At 68.9% G+C, this 14990-nt stretch carries 14 protein-coding genes; 10 read left to right on the top strand and 4 right to left on the bottom strand.

Features of this window, described 5'->3' with window-relative positions; genetic code table 11:
* Window positions 1-133: 133 nt before the first annotated feature.
* Entirely contained in the window at window positions 134-1546 is a 1413-nt protein-coding gene (locus F6Q13_RS05885; RefSeq protein ID WP_293053749.1) for an acyl-CoA synthetase, read from the top strand.
* A gap of 5 nt (window positions 1547-1551) precedes the next feature.
* On the opposite strand, the gene dapD is transcribed toward F6Q13_RS05885, so the two are convergent.
* Entirely contained in the window at window positions 1552-2496 is a 945-nt protein-coding gene (gene dapD, locus F6Q13_RS05880; RefSeq protein WP_293053746.1) for a 2,3,4,5-tetrahydropyridine-2,6-dicarboxylate N-succinyltransferase, read from the bottom strand.
* Window positions 2497-2594: 98 nt separating this feature from the next.
* On the opposite strand from dapD, the gene dapE reads away from it, so the two are divergent.
* On the top strand, window positions 2595-3671 hold the full coding sequence (gene dapE, locus F6Q13_RS05875) for a succinyl-diaminopimelate desuccinylase (protein WP_293053743.1): 1077 nt from the start codon (window positions 2595-2597) through the stop codon (window positions 3669-3671).
* Here dapE and F6Q13_RS05870 read toward each other — a convergent pair.
* On the bottom strand, window positions 3656-5896 hold the full coding sequence (locus F6Q13_RS05870) for an AAA family ATPase (RefSeq protein ID WP_293053740.1): 2241 nt from the start codon (window positions 5894-5896) through the stop codon (window positions 3656-3658). The genes dapE and F6Q13_RS05870 overlap by 16 nt on opposite strands.
* Before the next feature lie 84 nt (window positions 5897-5980).
* On the opposite strand from F6Q13_RS05870, the gene F6Q13_RS05865 reads away from it, so the two are divergent.
* The 7 genes from F6Q13_RS05865 to F6Q13_RS05835 all read left to right on the top strand — a co-directional run bounded on the left by F6Q13_RS05865 (window position 5981) and on the right by F6Q13_RS05835 (window position 11783).
* Window positions 5981-6541 (top strand): TIGR00730 family Rossman fold protein, encoded by a 561-nt coding sequence (locus F6Q13_RS05865; protein ID WP_293053737.1) that lies wholly within the window; start codon window positions 5981-5983, stop codon window positions 6539-6541.
* Window positions 6542-6649: 108 nt separating this feature from the next.
* Complete coding sequence (fadD6, locus tag F6Q13_RS05860) at window positions 6650-8425, top strand: long-chain-acyl-CoA synthetase FadD6 (RefSeq protein ID WP_293053734.1); 1776 nt, start codon at window positions 6650-6652, stop codon at window positions 8423-8425.
* 87 nt (window positions 8426-8512) lie between these two features.
* Complete coding sequence (gene folP / locus F6Q13_RS05855; RefSeq protein ID WP_293053779.1) at window positions 8513-9337, top strand: dihydropteroate synthase; 825 nt, start codon at window positions 8513-8515, stop codon at window positions 9335-9337.
* A 183-nt stretch (window positions 9338-9520) separates the two neighbouring features.
* Complete coding sequence (locus tag F6Q13_RS05850) at window positions 9521-10501, top strand: glucosyl-3-phosphoglycerate synthase (protein ID WP_293053731.1); 981 nt, start codon at window positions 9521-9523, stop codon at window positions 10499-10501.
* Between the two features lie 50 nt (window positions 10502-10551).
* Window positions 10552-10890: a DivIVA domain-containing protein gene (locus tag F6Q13_RS05845; RefSeq protein ID WP_293053728.1), complete on the top strand. Its 339-nt coding sequence runs from the start codon at window positions 10552-10554 to the stop codon at window positions 10888-10890.
* A 5-nt stretch (window positions 10891-10895) separates the two neighbouring features.
* Window positions 10896-11459 carry a DNA-3-methyladenine glycosylase I gene (locus tag F6Q13_RS05840; protein WP_293053777.1) on the top strand — a complete coding sequence of 188 codons (564 nt, stop codon included), beginning with the start codon at window positions 10896-10898 and terminating at the stop codon, window positions 11457-11459.
* Between the two features lie 156 nt (window positions 11460-11615).
* The gene (locus tag F6Q13_RS05835) at window positions 11616-11783 is read left to right on the top strand and encodes a DUF3117 domain-containing protein (RefSeq protein ID WP_011211259.1); all 168 of its coding nucleotides are present in this window, start codon (window positions 11616-11618) and stop codon (window positions 11781-11783) included.
* A 9-nt stretch (window positions 11784-11792) separates the two neighbouring features.
* Here F6Q13_RS05835 and glgA read toward each other — a convergent pair whose 3' ends face one another.
* Entirely contained in the window at window positions 11793-12956 is a 1164-nt protein-coding gene (gene glgA, locus F6Q13_RS05830; RefSeq protein ID WP_293053604.1) for a glycogen synthase, read from the bottom strand.
* Between the two features lie 146 nt (window positions 12957-13102).
* On the opposite strand from glgA, the gene glgC reads away from it, so the two are divergent.
* On the top strand, window positions 13103-14317 hold the full coding sequence (glgC, locus tag F6Q13_RS05825; protein ID WP_293053601.1) for a glucose-1-phosphate adenylyltransferase: 1215 nt from the start codon (window positions 13103-13105) through the stop codon (window positions 14315-14317).
* A 5-nt stretch (window positions 14318-14322) separates the two neighbouring features.
* Here the strand turns inward: glgC and F6Q13_RS05820 are convergent, their stop codons facing one another.
* Window positions 14323-14988 carry an isoprenylcysteine carboxylmethyltransferase family protein gene (locus F6Q13_RS05820; RefSeq protein WP_293053774.1) on the bottom strand — a complete coding sequence of 222 codons (666 nt, stop codon included), beginning with the start codon at window positions 14986-14988 and terminating at the stop codon, window positions 14323-14325.
* Window positions 14989-14990: the final 2 nt, after the last annotated feature.

The raw sequence follows: 14990 nt of genomic DNA, 5'->3' as shown, positions 1-14990 counted from the left end.
ATCCTGGAGTCCATTGGAAGATTAATAAAACGAATTAACGGCGCGGGACACTAGGGCTCAGGCGAGCTCGCGCTGTCCTTGGCGCACCGCCGACCGGAACCCGCTCCGGGCCGGCGCCGGGTAACCTGCTCTCGTGCTGCTGAGCTCACTGGATCCCGCGGCCGGCGCTGCGGACATCGGTGACGCGGTCCGCATCGGCGACGTCGCCCTGAGCAGGAGCGACCTGGTGGGCGCCGCGACCGCGGTGGCCGAGCGGGTCGGCGGCGCGGACCGGGTCGCGGTGCTGGCCACGCCGACTGCGGCGACCGTGTTGGCGATCACCGGGTGCTTGATCGCCGGTGTGCCGGCGGTGCCGGTGCCACCTGATGTCGGGCAGGCAGAGCGGCGCCACATTGTGGCCGACTCCGGTGCGCAGGCCTGGCTGGGACCGGTGCCCGCCGATCCGGAGGGGTTGCCGTTGGTGCCGGTGCGGCTGCACGCTCGCTCCTGGCATCGCTATCCCGAGCCGATGCCGGAAGCCACCGCGCTGATCATGTACACCTCGGGCACGACCGGCCCGCCCAAGGGTGTGCCGCTGCGCCGGCGGGCCATCGCCGCCGACCTGGATGCCTTGGCGCAGGCCTGGCAGTGGACACCCGACGACACGCTGGTGCACGGGCTGCCGTTGTGTCATGTACACGGTCTGGTGTTGGGTCTGCTCGGCTCGCTGCGGGTCGGAAACCGCTTCGTCCACACCGGAAAACCGACACCCGCCAGCTACGCGCAGGCGTGTTCACAAGCTGGTGGCACGCTGTATTTCGGGGTGCCGACGGTGTGGTCGCGGGTCGTTGCCGACACCGCGGCCGCCGAGGCGCTCAAACCAGCCCGGCTACTGGTGTCCGGCAGTGCCGCGTTGCCGGTGCCGGTGTTCGACGAACTGGTCAGGCTCACCGGGCATGCGCCCGTCGAACGGTATGGCAGTACCGAATCTCTGATCACGCTGTCCACCCGTGCCGACGGGGAGCGTCGTCCCGGCTGGGTGGGCCTGCCGCTTCGCGGCGTCGAGACCCGACTGGTCGACGACGTCGGTGGCCCAGTGCCATCGGACGGGGAAACTGTCGGCCGGCTCCAGGTTCGCGGGCCAACCGTGTTCGATGGCTACCTGAACCGGCCGGATGCGACTGCGGAGGTGTTCGACACCGACGGGTGGTACCGCACGGGCGACGTCGCGGTCGTCGACTCTGGCGGTATGCACCGCATCGTCGGGCGCGAGTCGGTCGATCTGATCAAATCCGGCGGCTACCGTATCGGCGCCGGCGAAATCGAGACGGTGCTGCTCGGTCATCCGGGAGTGCACGACGCAGCCGTCGTCGGAGTGCCCGACGCCGACCTCGGCCAGCGGGTGGTCGCATTCGTCGTCGGTGACGCGGACCCCGCCGAGTTGGTCAACTTTGTCGCCCGGCAGCTTTCGGCGCACAAGCGGCCGCGGGAGGTAAGGTTTGTCGACGACCTGCCGCGCAATGCGATGGGTAAGGTGCTCAAGAAAGAACTGATGGCAAGCGATTAGCGCGGTCAGTTGGCGTGCAGGTCAGCATTGAGGGTGATGCCCCGGCCGTCGCGGGACACCACTTCCACGGCGCCGGTCACCGAATTGCGGCGGAACAGCATGTTGTTGCCGCCGGACAACTCACGGGCCTTGACCGAAGCGCCTTCGGGCGTAGTGACTTTGGTGCCTGCGGTGACATATAGGCCGGCTTCGACGACGCAGTCGTCACCCAGTGAGATCCCCAGCCCTGCGTTGGCGCCCAGGAGGCAACGCTTCCCGATCGAAATCACCTCGGTGCCGCCGCCGGACAACGTGCCCATGATCGACGCACCGCCCCCGATGTCGGTGCCGTCACCGACCACCACGCCCGCCGAGATGCGTCCCTCCACCATAGAAACGCCCAGGGTGCCGGCGTTGTAGTTGACGAATCCCTCGTGCATCACCGTGGTGCCCGGCGCCAGGTGCGCGCCGAGCCGCACTCGGTCTGCGTCGGCGATCCGCACTCCGGTGGGCAGCACGTAGTCGACCATCCGGGGGAATTTGTCCACGCCGTAGACCGTGACGGGCCCGCGGCGGCGCAGCCGGGCCCGCACCGTCTCGAAGCCCTCGACCGCACAGGGCCCGTGGTTGGTCCACACCACATTGGTCAGGATGCCGAAGAATCCGTCGGTGTTCAGGCCGTGCGGGGCGACCAGACGGTGTGAGAGCAGATGCAACCGCAAATAGGCGTCGTAGGCGTTCGCGGTCTTGTCGGCCAGCGAGCTGATCACCGTGCGCACCGCGACGGTCCGGGTGCCGCGGTCATCGTCGATGCCGGTCAGTGCTGCCAGCTCGGCGGGAATCTCAGCGACCGACAGGCGCGTCGTACCGCTTTCTCCGGAGTCGATCAGTTCCGGTGCGGGAAACCAGGTGTCGAGGACCGATCCGTCGGCGGCGAGCGTCGCCAGCCCAATACCCGATGCTCCAGTCACCGGGCCAACGCTACTAGCTCTTCCGTCGACGCCGGCAGGGCCCGTTCGTGCGATTCTGCGACTGCTCGGCATAAGAAGTGACCCACTACTCTGGAGTTGTGCTGGACTTACGCGGGGACCCGGTCGAGCTGGCTGCGGCCCTGGTCGACATTCCCAGCGAATCCCGCCACGAAGCGCGCATCGCCGACGAGGTCGAGGCTGCGCTGCGCGCGCAGACCCCGGGCTTCGAGATCATCCGCAACGGCAATGCCGTGCTGGCCCGCACCCATCTCGGCCGGCGTTCGCGGGTGCTGCTGGCGGGTCATCTCGACACCGTTCCGGTGGCCGGGAACCTGCCCAGCCGCCGATCGATGGGCGAGGAGGGCGAGCTGCTGCACGGCTGTGGCGCAGTGGACATGAAATCCGGTGACGCGGTCTTCCTGCACCTGGCCGCGACGATCGAGGCACCCGTGCACGACCTGACCCTTGTGTTCTATGACTGTGAGGAAATCGACTCCGCTGCAAACGGTTTGGGTCGCATCGAGCGTGAACTGCCCGATTGGCTCGCGGCCGACGTGGCGATCCTGGGCGAGCCGACCGGCGGATACATCGAGGCGGGCTGCCAGGGCACCCTGCGGGTGGCGGTCAAAACGACCGGAACGCGCGCGCATTCGGCCCGAGCATGGCTGGGCGACAACGCTATCCACAAACTTGGCGCTGCGCTGGACCGGCTCACGCGCTATCAGGCCCGCACCGTGGAAATCGACGGCTGCGCCTACCGCGAGGGTTTGTCAGCGGTGCGCATCGACGGCGGTGTGGCCGGCAATGTCATTCCCGATGCGGCTTCGGTGACAGTCAATTTCCGCTTCGCGCCGGACCGGTCGCCAGAGTCCGCGCTGCGACACGTTCACGAGGTGTTCGACGGCCTGGGGGTCGACATCGAGCTGACCGACTCCGCCGCTGGTGCGCTGCCGGGGCTGTCGCGGCCGGCCGCCGCGGGCTTGGTGCGGGCTGCGGCCGGCCGGGTGCGGGCAAAGTACGGCTGGACCGATGTGTCGAGGTTCGCCGCCCGCGGCGTACCGGCCGTCAACTACGGGCCCGGGGACCCCAACCTGGCGCATCGCTGCGACGAGCGGGTGCCGGTGGAGCAGATCAGGGCCGCCGTCGCGACGTTGCGTCGCTACCTGTCCGACTGACTGACGCGCCGCGCCTGCGCGGCGGCGTCGGCTGCCGCGGCACCGAACCCGGCCTCGGCCAACTCGGCCGCCACCTCGGCCAGTGCCGCGGAGTCCCCGGCGGTCAGCGCGCGGGCATGCGCGAGCGTGAGTCGGCCGAGCACGCAGTCCACCTCGACGGAGAGGCGTTCGGCGCGATACACCGCGCCGGTGTCGCCCAGGCGCGTCGCATCGGCCAGCGCTTGCAGGGCGATGGCGGACTGGCCGCCGCGTTCAGCGGCCTGTACCGCCTCCCGGGCAGCGTTGATCGCCGCCACCGCATCGCCGTGCGCGGGTCGCGACCACGCTTTGGCCAGTGCCAGCTCCGGGGCGAACATCGCCGATTTCAGACCGTGCCGCGACTCGGCCCGGCTGAACACCTTCGCCGCCGCCAGTTTGTCGCCCTGCTGGCCCAGTGCCGAAGCGAGCAGCATCAACGCCAGCGGTCCCCACGAGTAGCCGGTCCGCGCCAGCGTGTCGCCGGCGGGGCCGAGCAGTGCGACGGCGGCATCGAAGTCGCCCTGCGCGATCGCCACATAGGCCACCAACACCTCGCCGATCGCCCGGCCCGGTTGCTGCAGCTCGGCGAAGTCGGTGTAACGCTCGGCCAGCGAGCGCGCCGTGTCGAGCTGTCCCGCCATCACCAGCGCGGTGATCCGGGCCAAGCCGATGGTGAACCTGAGCAAACCGGGGTACTCGACGGCCAGTGCCCGGGCGGCGTACGCCTCGGCATCGTCGAACCGGCCAACGCGGGCCGAACACAGCGCCGCCGCCGACGCCGCCCAGCCCAAGCCCATCTCGTCGGTGTGGGGTGAAGCCAACACCTGCTCAGCGATCCGCAGTGCGCGCAGCGGTGTGCCCGCGTTCATGGCGAAGGTCGCCGCCAGCGCGTCGAGGGTGGCCCGGGCCGTGGGTGCCTCGACCCGGTTACGGGTGGCGTGCAGAAATGCGGTGGCGCGTTCCGGCTCGTCGAGCATCCAAAACTGGTTGGCTGACCGCGGCAGTGCCCAGGCCATCAGCTCGGCGGGCGACAAGCCGTCGGGATCCACGGCGGCCAGCACGTCGTCCGCCTCTCGGCCGAAGCCTTGCCAGGCCAGCGCCTGTGCCAACACCAGCCGCGCTGTCAGCCCGCCCGAGTGGTCGAGCGCGGCTCGGGCCAGCCGCTCGGCCAGGGCGAGGTCGCCGAGCCGCAGGGCCTGCTGGGCGGCCGCGGCGGCGTCGGGAAGCGGCCCGTCGCCATCGAGTGCCAGCGTCACCCGACGCAACCGGTCGCTGACCCGATCGGACGGATCCGTCGCCAGCTGTCCGACCAGCGCGGTCCGCAGCGTTCGGGCCCTGTCGTCGGGAAGCCCGGCGCGGACGCGTTCGGTGTAGAGCGGATGGGCCGCGTACACCATCCCGTCGTCGTCGGAGAGCACGGCGCCCCGGGCTTCGGCGTCGGTGATGCCGTCCTGGCCGGCCAGTGCGGCCAGGTCGCTGCGGCGCAGCGGCGCTGCGACCGCCAGGTGATCCAGCACCGCGCGCACCGGCGTCGGCAGGCCGCGCACGTATTCGTCGATCAGGGCGGGCAGCGAAGCCGGCCGCTCCGGTAAGCGGCCGGCCTCGATGACATGCCGCAGATACAACGGGTTGCCCCGACTGGCGGCGAAGACCTCGTCGGCGGCAGCTACCGGGCCGACCGCTGCCGACTCCAGCAGTGCGGCGGTCTGTGTCGCGTTCAACGGCTCCACCTCGATGGGAATGAGAAGATCGTCGCCCGACAGCGCGGCCACCGCCGCAGGCAGCCGCGTCTGGGCGCGGACGGTCACGATCAGCCGGGCGGAGCGCCTCAGCGCCAGCCGGTAGACCAGCGTGGCGGACAGGGTGTCGAGCTGGTGGGCGTCATCGATCACCAACAGCAGATCCCGATCAGCAGTCAGCGATTCCTGCGCGGCTCGCAGCAACGCGGCGGGGCGGCCGATGCCGGCGGGGTCGACCAGCCGGCCGAACGCGCCGAACGGGACAATCCGCTCCGACGGGGTGGCGCGCACCCACTGCACTGCCGCCGACGGCCGCTGCGCGGAGTACCGCTCCGCGGCGAGGCGCGCGAGCAGCGTCTTGCCGACGCCGTCGGGTCCCACCAGCGCAGCGCCGGACCGACCCGCGTCGTTCAGGGCGAGTATCACCCGGCGCAGTACGCCTTCATCCGGCACCACAACCCAGGGCACTGCCGGATTTTATGGCGCGAAGCCCGGGCGGGACGGCCAGAGGCCCAAATGCACGCTGCCGCAAGACTGGTCTAGTTTCGCTGTGTGAAGCCGGAACCCGACCAGTGGGCCGTGTGCGTCTATTGTGCCTCTCGCCCGGCCGAACCCCGACTGCTGGCCCTGGCCGCCGCGGTCGGAGCGGCGATCGCCGATCGGGGCTGGACGCTGGTGTGGGGCGGCGGCAACGTCTCGGCGATGGGTGCACTGGCCACCGCGGCGCGGGCGCGAGGCGGCTGGACCGTCGGCGTGATCCCGAAAATGTTGGTGGAGCGGGAACTGGCCGATACCGACGCCGATGAGCTGATCGTCACCGACACGATGCGCGCGCGTAAGCAGGTCATGGAGGACCGTGCCGACGCGTTCCTCACCCTGCCGGGCGGTCTCGGCACATTGGAGGAGCTGTTCGAGGCCTGGACTGCGGGTTACCTCGGGCTGCACGACAAACCTGTGGTGATGCTGGACCCGGGTGGGCACTTCGACGGACTGCGGGCCTGGCTGAACGGGCTGATCGAGCGCGGCTACGTCTCCGCGGCGGCGCTGGACCGATTGGTGGTCGTCGACGAGGTGAACGCGGCGCTGACGGCCTGCGCGCCCCGCAGGGCGTGACCGGCTCGGCCAACGCCGCACCGGTCACGCCGGCCGCTGGCTGCGACGTCGGCTTTGCGCCGGGTCTAGGCTCGGTTGCCGACTGCGTTGGGCGAAACGAGGCGAATTGTGTCTGAACAGGACGTGCGCACATCGGTCGGGTTTGCCGATATCGTGACCCGACTGCCGAGCGTGCTGGCCGACCTGCCGGTGATAGCGTGCGGGGCGATGACCGGGCTGCGGGCCCGGCCCACCGCTAAGACGTCGATCGGCAAGGTGTTCCAGGAGCGGGCCGCCCAGTTCGGGGAGCGCGTCTTCCTGCGGTTCGGCGAGACGCAGCTGACTTACCGGGAAGCCAATGCGACCGCCAACCGGTACGCGGCGGTGCTGGCTGCGCGCGGGGTCGGCCACGGCGACGTCGTCGGGATCATGCTGCGGAACTCCCCCAACGCGGTCCTGATGATGCTCGCCGCGGTCAAGACGGGTGCGGTGGCCGGGATGGTCAACTACCACCAGCGCGGCGACGTACTGGCCCACAGCCTGGGCCTGCTGAACGCCAAGATGCTGGTTGCGGAATCGGATCTGATCGACGCCGTCGACGACCGCGGCGCGCCGAACGCCGAACGGCTGCCCATCGACGAGCTGGAGCGACTCGCGACCACCGCCCCGACCGGTGACCCCGTGTCGGCGTCGGCGGTGCTGGCCAAGGACCCTGCCTTCTACATCTTCACGTCGGGCACCACCGGCAACCCCAAGGCCAGCGTGATGACCCACGGCCGGTGGCTGAGAGCACTGGCCGCCTTCGGCGGGCTGGGGTTGCGGCTGCGCGGCACCGACACGCTCTACAGCTGCCTGCCGCTGTATCACAACAACGCGCTCACCGTGGCGGTGGCGTCGGTGCTCACCTGCGGGGCAACGCTGGCATTGGGCCGGTCGTTCTCCGCTTCGCAGTTCTGGGACGAGGTGATCGCCAACGAAGCGACGTCGTTCATCTACATCGGGGAACTGTGTCGCTACCTGCTCAATCAGCCGCCCAAGCCGACCGACCGCGCGCACCGGGTGCGGCTCATCGCCGGCAACGGTTTGCGCCCGGAGATCTGGGAGGAGTTCACCACCCGTTTCGGCATTGCGCGGGTCTGCGAGTTCTACGCGGCCAGTGAGGGCAACATCGCGTTCATCAATATTTTCAACGTGCCCAAAACGACCGGCATCGCGCCGCTGCCGCTCGCCTACGTCGAGTACGACCCCGACACCGGAGCGCCGCTGCGCGACCAGAACGGCCGAGTGCGCCGGGTACCCCGCGGCGAGCCGGGTTTGCTGCTGAGCCCGGTCAACAGGCTGGCGCCCTTCGACGGCTACACCGACCCGGCGGCGAGTGAAAAGAAGCTGGTGCGCAACGCCTTCCGGGAGGGTGACTGCTGGTTCAACACCGGCGACGTGATGAAGCCCCAGGGTATGGGACATGCCGCGTTCATCGACCGGCTCGGCGACACCTTCCGGTGGAAGGGGGAGAACGTCGCCACCACCGAGGTCGAGGCGGCGTTGGCGGCCGACCCCGCAGTCGAGGAGTGCACGGTGTTCGGCGTCGAGGTCCCGCGCACCGGCGGCCGGGCGGGCATGGCGGCGATCAAGCTGCGCGAGGGCGCCGAGTTCGATGGCCGAACGCTGGCTCGCACCCTCTACGAGCAGCTGCCGGCGTATGCGGTGCCGCTGTTCGTGCGTCTGGTGGACTCGATGGAGCACACGACGACGTTCAAGAGTCGCAAGGTCGATCTGCGCAACCAGGCTTATGGCCCCGACGTGCGGGATCCGCTCTACGTGTTGGCGGGTCGCGACGAGGGTTATGTGCGGTTCTACGACGATTATCCCGACGAGGTCGCGGCCGGTACGCGACCCCGGGGCTGACTGCGGCAGTCCGCGGCGACCAGGCACCATGGATGCGTGCAGTCCACCTTGTGCGGTCGTCCGGTGGCCGGAGATCGCCCGCTGATCATGGCGATCATCAACCGCACCCCGGATTCGTTCTACGACCGCGGTGCGACCTTCGCCGACGAAGCCGCCCAGGCCGCCGCGCACCGGGCTATCGCGGAAGGCGCCGACGCCGTCGATGTGGGCGGTGTCAAGGCCGGGCCGGGCGAAACCGTCGATGCCGCGGCCGAGACCGCCCGGGTGGTGCCGTTCATCGAGTGGTTGCGCGACACCTATCCCGAGCAACTGATCAGCGTCGACACCTGGCGTTCGACGGTGGCCAAGCAGGCCTGTCGGGCCGGCGCCGACCTGATCAACGACAGTTGGGGCGGTGTCGACCCGGACCTGCCCGCAGTGGCCGCCGCGTGCGGTGCCGGCCTGGTGTGTTCACACACCGGCGGCGCGACACCGCGCACCCGGCCGTTCCGGGTCAGCTACGGGACAACCCTGCGGGGTGTGGTGGACGACGTGATCCGCGAAGTGACCGCGGCCGCCGACCGGGCGGTGGCAGCCGGGGTCGACCGCGACCGGATATTGATCGACCCGACCCACGACTTCGGCAAGAACACGTTCCACGGGTTGGCGTTGTTGCGCCACCTGCACGATCTGGTCGATACCGGCTGGCCGGTACTGATGGCGCTGTCCCACAAGGATTTCATCGGGGAGACCCTCGGCGTGCAGCTGACCGAGCGGCTGGAGGGAACGCTGGCCGCCACCGCGCTGGCGGCCGCGGCGGGAGCACGGATGTTCCGCGTGCACGAAGTCGCGCCCACCCGGCGGGTCCTGGAGATGGTGGCCTCGATTTGCGGGCAGCGACCACCAACGCGCACGGTGCGGGGACTGGCTTGACGTCGCACCCCAGCCGGGCGCGGCGATCGCCACCCGGTCTACTTACCCGAGAAGCAGGAGAGCACAGTTGAGGTTCACAGTTGGACGGGTGCCCGGACTTCCGGTGCCGACGGTGCCCCCGGCCATGGGGATCGGCGGCCCTGCCCGCCATCAGCGCCGGGGTTTGCCTCCGAAGGAGGGCAGATGACGACATCAGGGCTGATCGGCCATGTCGGCGACGGGATTTTGGCCCTGCCCGGCGGTGTCTGGCTACCCGACCGTAGCTGGAGCCGTCCCAGGACGGTCGACGAGCTGGTGGCTGTCAAGGCGGGCCGGACCATTTCGGTGGTGCTGCCGGCCCTCGATGAGGAAGACACCATCGGATCGGTCATCGACAGCATTGTGCCGCTGGTCGGCGGGCTGGTCGACGAGTTGATCGTGCTGGATTCGGGCTCGACCGACGAGACCGAGATCCGGGCGATCGCCGCGGGCGCCCGGGTGGTCAGCCGCGAACAGGCCCTGCCCGACCACGCGCCGCGGCCCGGCAAGGGGGAGGTGTTGTGGCGCTCGCTGGCCGCCACCAGCGGCGACATCGTGGTGTTCATCGACTCCGACTTGATCGATCCGCACCCGATGTTCGTGCCCTGGCTGGTCGGCCCACTGCTGACCGAGGAGGGGATTCACCTGGTGAAAAGCTTCTACCGGCGTCCTTTGAACCTGGGCACCGGAAGCGATGTGAGCCGGGGCGAGGGTGCCACCGGCGGAGGCCGGGTCACCGAATTGGTGGCACGGCCGCTGCTTGCCGCCCTGCGGCCCGAGCTGGGTTGCATGCTGCAGCCGCTGAGCGGCGAATATGCCGCCACCCGCGAGCTGTTGATGTCGCTGCCGTTCGCACCGGGCTACGGCGTGGAGATCGGCCTGCTGGTCGACACGTACGACAAGCTGGGACTGGACGCCATAGCCCAGGTCAACCTCGGGGTGCGCACCCACCGCAACCGGCCGCTAGCCGAGCTGGGCCCGATGAGTCGGCAGATCGTCGCCACCCTGCTCTCGCGCTGCGGTATCCCCGACTCGGGGGTGGGTCTGACCCAGTTCTTCGTCGACGGCGACGGCTACACCCCGCGCACCTCGCCGGTGTCGCTGGCCGACCGGCCGCCGATGAACGCGCTGCGGCCGCGCCCATGAAGCCGCCCATGAAGCCGCCCGCGCAGCGCCGGTGAGGCAGGATCGATGACGTGGCATTGGTGTTGCTGTACCTGGTGGTACTGATCCTGCTCTCGATCGTGCTGTTTGGTGTGGCCAGCATGCTGTTCGGCCGCGGTGAGCAACTGCCGCCGCTGCCGCGGGGCACCACCGCGACAATGCTGCCGGCCTCCGGGGTCACCGGCGCCGACGTCGACGCGGTCAAGTTCACCCAGGTGTTGCGCGGATACAAGACCAGCGAGGTGGATTGGGTGCTCGACCGGCTCGGCCGGGAACTCGACCTGCTGCGCGGCCAGCTCGCGTCGGCGCGGGCTGCCGCGGGCACCGATCTGGCGGCCGGCGACGGCAGCCGCGGTGGGGATCCGGGGTGACCGCGTTGCCCGACGACGGGCTGATCCGCTGCCCGTGGGCCGATACCGGATCGGCTACCGAGCTCTACCGCGACTACCACGACCGGGAGTGGGGTCGGCCGGTGCGCGGGGCGGCGGCGTTGTTCGAGCGGATGAGCCTGGAAGGGTTCCAGAGCGGCCTGTCCTGGCTGACCATTCTGCGCAAACGGGAAAGCTTCCGGCGTGCGTTCTGTGGTTTCGACATCGACACCGTCGCGCGCTACACCGAGGCCGACGTGGCCCGGTTGATGGCCGACGACACAATCGTGCGCAATCGCGCCAAGATCGAGGCCACGATCAGCAACGCGCGCGCCGCCGCCGATGTCGACCTGTGCGAGCTGCTGTGGTCGTTCGCGCCGCCGCCGCGGCCCCGGCCCGCCGCGGCCTCCGAAATCCCGGCGGCGACTGCCGAGTCCAGGGCCATGGCGCGCGAATTGAGGCGTCGCGGCTTCCGGTTCGTCGGACCCACCACCGCGTACGCCTTGATGCAGGCCACCGGGATGGTCGACGATCACCTGCACACATGCTGGGTGCCGCCGATCGTGCGCTGAAACCGCCGTCCCCGGGGTCTTGTGCACGCCCGACCATGCGATAGGGAACAATAGAGGGGTGACGTGCCAGTTCATCGCCGGGTATAACGGCGGGGCATACCCGGCGCCCACCAGGTCCGTAACGGCGGGCCAGCTCGAATCCGGAGGGAGCACTCGATGGCGGCGATGAAGCCCCGGACCGGTGATGGTCCGCTGGAAGCGACCAAGGAGGGGCGCGGCATCGTGATGCGGGTACCGCTGGAGGGCGGTGGCCGACTTGTCGTCGAGCTGACACCCGATGAAGCGGCTGCGCTGGGCGATGAACTCAAGAGTGTCACCAGCTGAACCCGGGCACTACGCACACACTTTGCGGTAGATCTCGAGCGTCTGCTCGGCGGCGTGCGCCCAGGAGAACTCCGCGGTGCAGCGTTGCCGTCCGGCCTGCCCGTAGCGTGTCGCCAGCTCCGGGTCGGCGATCAGGGCGTTGATCGCGTCGGCCAGCCGGGCCTGGTAGCCGGCGGGATCGTCGGTGTCGTAGTGCACCAGCGAACCGGTCACTCCGTCGGCCACCACCTCGGGTATCCCCCCGACGTCGGAGGCCACCACCGCGGTGCCGCACGCCATCGCCTCGAGGTTGACGATTCCCAGCGGCTCGTACACCGATGGACACGCAAAAACGGTTGCTGCTGAAAGTAGTTCGCGTAACTCCGGGACGGGCAGCATCTCCCGGATCCAGTACACCCCGGTACGCTCCCGTGCCAGTTTGGTGACTTCGGCGGTCACTTGCGCGGCGATCTCCGGGGTGTCGGGCGCGCCGGCGCACAGCAGCAGCTGCGCGTCGCGGTGCAACCGGTGCGCGGCAGCCAAGAGATGGGTAACACCTTTTTGGTGGGTGATCCGCCCGACGAACGCCACCGTGGGCCGGTGCGGGTCGACTCCCAGCTTGGCCAGCATCGATTCGCCGTGACCGGGCCGGACCGGGTGCCACACCTCGGTGTCGACGCCATTGCGCACGACGTGCACCCGGGACGGGTCCACGCCCGGGTAGACGCGCAGCACGTCCTCGCGCATGCTCGAGCTGACAGCGATGACGGCATCGGCGTCGGTGATCGCGATGTGCTCCGCCCACGACGACACCTGGTAGCCCGCACCGAGCTGTTCGGCCTTCCACGGGCGCATCGGCTCCAGGGAATGCGCGGTCAGCACCTGCGGGACGCCGTAGAGCAGCGCGGACAGCCGCCCGGCCAATCCGGTGTACCACGTGTGGGTGTGCACGACGTCGGCCTGTCCGGCGGCGTCGGCCATCAGCAGGTTCGTCGAAATTGTCGACAGGGTGGGGTTAGCGTCCGCCAGCCGTGCGTCGGGCTGATGGGCGAACGCATCCGGTCGGGGCGCACCGATGCAGTGCACGTCCACCGCACACAGCTTTCGCAGCTGCGCGACCAGTTCGGTGACGTGGACCCCGGCGCCGCCGTAGACGTCCGGCGGATACTCCCGTGTCATCATTGCCACCCGCATACCCGGCACGGTAGCGGGCGAGCAGCGGCGGGGAAACCAAATACGTTGACCGGCAGCCCGTCAGCACCGCCGCCTAATCGCCGTTTGACGGGCCTAAACGCCTCTCTGCCCTGGCAGCGGCTATCGGCGGCCGATAGGTTTGAGTCATGAGAGAAGCACCACAGGTGCTCGGCATCGTCCTGGCCGGGGGGGAGGGCAAGCGGCTGTATCCGTTGACCGCGGACCGCGCTAAGCCCGCGGTGCCCTTCGGCGGCGCCTACCGGCTGATCGACTTCGTGCTGTCCAATCTGGTCAACGCCCGATACCTGCGGATCTGTGTTCTCACTCAATACAAGTCGCATTCGCTGGACCGTCACATCTCGCAGAATTGGCGATTGAGCGGCCTGGCCGGCGAGTACATCACCCCTGTCCCGGCGCAACAGCGTCTCGGCCCGCGCTGGTACACCGGTTCCGCGGACGCCATCTACCAGTCACTGAACCTGGTTTATGACGAAGATCCGGACTACATCGTTGTTTTCGGTGCCGACCACGTCTACCGGATGGACCCCGAGCAGATGGTCCGGTTCCACATCGAGACCGGCGCCGGGGTAACGGTGGCCGGCATCCGCGTGCCGCGCGCCGAAGCGTCGGCGTTCGGTTGTATCAGCGCCGACGAGTCCGGGTGCATCCGCAGTTTCGTCGAGAAGCCGTCCGAGCCGCCGGGGATCCCCGACGATCCCGACTCCACTTTCGTGTCGATGGGCAACTACATCTTCAGCACCAAGGTGCTCGTCGACGCTATCCGCGCCGACGCCGACGACGACCACTCCGATCATGACATGGGTGGTGACATCATTCCGCGCTTGGTGGCTGACGGGATGGCCGCGGTCTACGACTTCTTCGACAACGAAGTGCCCGGCGCGACCGAGCGCGACCGCGGCTACTGGCGCGACGTCGGCACGCTGGATGCGTTCTACGACGCGCACATGGACCTGGTGTCGGTTCACCCGATTTTCAATTTGTACAATCGGCACTGGCCGATTCGCGGTGCGCAGGAGAACCTTGCACCGGCCAAGTTCGTCAATGGCGGCTCTGCCCAGGAATCGGTGGTGGGTGCGGGCAGCATCATCTCGGCCGCCTCGGTCCGTAACTCGGTGCTGTCCTCCAACGTCGTCGTCGACGACGGCGCGATCGTGGAAGGCAGCGTGATCATGCCCGGTACCCGGGTCGGCCGCGGCGCGGTGGTGCGCCGTGCGATCCTGGACAAAAACGTCGTCGTCGGGCCCGGTGAGATGGTCGGGGTAGACCTGGAGAAGGACCGGGAGCGCTTCGCGATCAGCGCCGGCGGTGTGGTCGCGGTCGGCAAGGGCGTCTGGATCTAGAGCGATCACCAAAGGTAGGGCACTAACCGGAAGCGCACTTTCTGCATATATGCGCCGTAGCCCGACAACTCGCCTTCGAGCAGCTTTTCCTCGTCGCAGATGCGCAGGACGAGCACGATCACGCCGGGAACGACGAACATCAAACCCCAGTACGAGCCCAGGGCCAGCGGGATGCCGACCATCAGGATCACGTTGCCGGTGTACATCGGGTGCCGCACCAGCCCGTACAAGCCCGTCGAGACGAGTGTCTGACCCGCCTCGATGGTGACGTTGGCCGCCGCGTAACCGTTCTGGATGACCACCGCCATGGCGACGCCGAGTCCGATCGCCACCAGGACATCGCCGACGAGGCAGACTCCTGCCGGTACCGGCGACCATCGGAAGCGGTGATCAAGGGCGCTGACCACGAACATGGCCGGGAAACAGATATACACGACGGTGATGACGATCTGCTGCAGCCTTCTGGTCTCCGCCGATGGCCCGGCGCGCATGCGCCGTTCCAGCGCGGCCGGGTTCGTGCGCATCAAATAAACGCTGGGGACCCACGTGGAGAACGCGAAGACCGCGAGAAAGACCCATGCCTGCCAGTAATGCAACGTGCCCGCCGGCAGGAACAGCAGCAAACCGAAGGCCGCAAGGCCCAAAGTAGCTGAAACTAATCCCTTGCCCAGCG

This window comes from Mycobacterium sp. (genome assembly GCF_008709575.1).
GTDB lineage: Bacteria > Actinomycetota > Actinomycetes > Mycobacteriales > Mycobacteriaceae > Mycobacterium.
The sequence above is the reverse complement of the archived record's forward strand: the minus strand, read 5'-3'. Positions and strand labels throughout refer to the sequence as shown.